Source organism: Phormidesmis priestleyi BC1401 (assembly GCF_001650195.1).
In the GTDB taxonomy this organism is placed as follows: Bacteria; Cyanobacteriota; Cyanobacteriia; order Leptolyngbyales; family Leptolyngbyaceae; genus Phormidesmis_A; species Phormidesmis_A priestleyi_B.
This window is the reverse complement of sequence record NZ_LXYR01000141.1, coordinates 1-2,615: the sequence shown is the minus strand read 5'-3', so window position 1 is coordinate 2,615 and position 2,615 is coordinate 1. Positions and strand designations below refer to the sequence as shown.

Sequence of the window (2,615 nt, the reverse complement as noted above, 5' to 3'; positions counted from 1 at the left end):
GTATTCGCAAGCAGTTGCGCGACTCGGACAACCTACGCGATGCGGTAGAATTTGTTCTTAAACAAGCTGCGTCCTAACCAATGTGGCAGTGGCTATAGTATGGCATTCAGCCCCGATGGGAGCCGCCTTGCCACAGGGGGATTTGATGGCAGTATCAAACTCTGGGACAAAGACGGCAAAGCCATTACCACCGTCCCCACCAATCAAGACAGGATTTATAGTATGGCATTCAGCCCCGATGGGAGCCGCTTTGCCACAGGAGGATTGGATGGCAGCACCAAACTCTGGGACAAAGACGGCAAAGCCATTACCACTATCAATAGCAATCAAGGCATCGTTAACAGTGTGGCATTTAGCCCCGATGGGAGCCGCTTTGCCACAGGAGGATTGGATGGCAGCACCAAACTCTGGGACAAAGACGGCAAAGCCATCACCACTCTCCCCACTAATCAAGACAGGGTTAATAGTGTGGCATTCAGCTCCGATGGGAGCCGCCTTGCCACAGGGGGAGGTGATGGCAGTATTAAACTCTGGGACAAAGATGGCAAAGCCGTCACCACCCTCCCCACTAATCAAGGCATCGTTAAAAGTATGGCATTCAGCCCTGATGGGAGCCGCCTTGCCACAGGGGGAGGTGATAGCAGCACTAAACTCTGGGACAAAGACGGCAAACCCATCACTACCTTCACCACCAATCAAGTCACCGTTGAGAGTATGGCATTCAGCCCTGATGGGAGCCGCCTTGCCACAGGGGGAGGTGATGGCAGCATCAAACTCTGGGACAAAGACGGCAAAGCCATTACCACCTTCACTACCAATCAAAGCATCGTTTATAGCGTGGCATTCAGCCCCGATGGGAGCCGCCTTGCCACAGGGGGATTTGATGGCAGCACCAAACTCTGGGACAAAGACGGCAAACCCATCACCACCATCAACAGCAATCAACGCAGTGTTTGGAGTGTGGCATTCAGCCCTGATGGGAGCCGCCTTGCCACAGGGGGAGGTGATGGCAGCATCAAACTCTGGGACAAAGACGGCAAAGCCATCACCACCATCAACAGCAATCAACGCAGCGTTTGGAGTGTGGCATTCAGCCCCGATGGGAGCCGCCTTGCCACAGGGGGAGAGGATGGCAGTATCAAACTCTGGGACAAAGACGGCAAAGCCATCACCACCATCACCACCAATCAAAGCAGGGTTAATAGTGTGGCATTCAGCCCCGATGGGAGCCGTATCGGCACAGGGAGAGGTCATAGCAGCACCAAACTCTGGGACAAAGACGGCAATCAATTAGGTCAATTTGAGGGAGGTTCTCCAGCATTTAGTCCAGATTGGCAGACGATCGCTGTCGTCACTAAACCCTCCTATTTCGGCGCACCCCTTAGTTCCGAAGATTCGATCGTCAAACTCTACCACCTCGACCTCAACCTCGACAGCCTTCTCCGCCGCGCCTGCCAACGCCTCAAGCCCTACATTCTCGACGACCCCAAGCAGACCACCGAGCAACAACAGTGCGAGACCCAACTCGGCGAAAACTGGCAAGCGGAGCGAACGGCGAAGTGATTTTAGATTTTAGGTTGGGCGGATATTCGGCAAGGCAATCATCAACAGTCGCGAACACTGTTTCAGAACTAAAATTAAGCTAGAGGTGAATTGCAATGGAAGAAACAATCTTATCCCTACCCCAAGAAACGATCGCTGCACTCGAAGCAATCTCCAAACAAACCGGACGATCGCGCAATGAACTGATTCAAACAGCGGTACAAGATTTCATCCAGCAAAATCAACCCGCCCGGCCGCGCTCGATCGGGATGGGTAACAGCGGTCGCTCTGATTTATCTCAACGCGATGAAGAACTGCCATGGCAAACCCCTCCGAAGTCTTAGCAGATACAAATGGAATTATTGCGTTACTGGATGCCAGCGATTGACATCATCAAGCCGCGCTTGCAATTGCAGATTCATACCGCCTCATTGTGCCGTCAATCGTTTTGCCAGAAGTCGATTACCTTACAACGAAATACTTAGGTGAAGCCGTTGCTCAGGCTTTTCTACAAGACCTAGCAGACGGCTACTTTCGCTATTTGACCGTTGAGCTTGTCGATATTAGAGCAGCCCTGAATATCATGTCACGTTATCGCGGCGTTCCGCTGGGGCTAGTGGATGCCAGCATCATGGCATTGGCGGAACGATATCAAATTCAACGGATTTTCACGTTCGATCGACGACACTTTAGCCTCGTGAAACCGCAAACAATGCATTATTTTGAACTGCTTCCGTAATCAGGCGCGAGCATAAGCCTCAATCTGAAAAACCCTCCTATTTCGGCGCACCGCTTCCCAATTCCGAAGCTACGATCGTGCAACTCCACCGCATCGACCCCAAGCAAACAACTGAACAGCGATCGTGTGAAGCCCATTTAGGCGAAAACTGGAAAGACCAGCGCACCTCGAAATGATCTTGGATTGCGAGATGAAGTTTCCGTCCTTCATTTGCACAGGCTACAGGTTCGATCGGGAGGGTGCGACCTCTATTTGATACTATTAGAGGGCAACGGAAAAGCCGTATTGATTCAGTTTGTTCCAGAATTGATCCCAACGCGTTGAGGTCAAGACC

2 protein-coding genes and 1 pseudogene are annotated in these 2,615 nt (G+C 51.9%); all 3 read left to right on the top strand.

Annotated elements, in window-relative coordinates:
- Positions 1–51: 51 nt before the first annotated feature.
- Positions 52–1,563 carry a WD40 repeat domain-containing protein gene (locus A8707_RS25960; protein WP_082906517.1) on the top strand — a complete coding sequence of 504 codons (1,512 nt, stop codon included), beginning with the start codon at positions 52–54 and terminating at the stop codon, positions 1,561–1,563.
- A 95-nt stretch (positions 1,564–1,658) separates the two neighbouring features.
- Positions 1,659–1,886, top strand: a complete 228-nt coding sequence (locus A8707_RS25955) for a CopG family ribbon-helix-helix protein (protein ID WP_068820326.1) — start codon at positions 1,659–1,661, stop codon at positions 1,884–1,886.
- Positions 1,887–1,945: 59 nt separating this feature from the next.
- Positions 1,946–2,281 (top strand): annotated as a pseudogene (locus A8707_RS25950) (type II toxin-antitoxin system VapC family toxin); the annotation flags it as partial.
- Positions 2,282–2,615 lie beyond the last annotated feature (334 nt).

What these genes read in the sequence shown, in the direction of transcription:
- A8707_RS25955 (WP_068820326.1), top strand. Translation starts at nt 1,659, where the DNA reads ATGGAAGAAACAATCTTATCCCTACCCCAAGAAACGATCGCTGCACTC.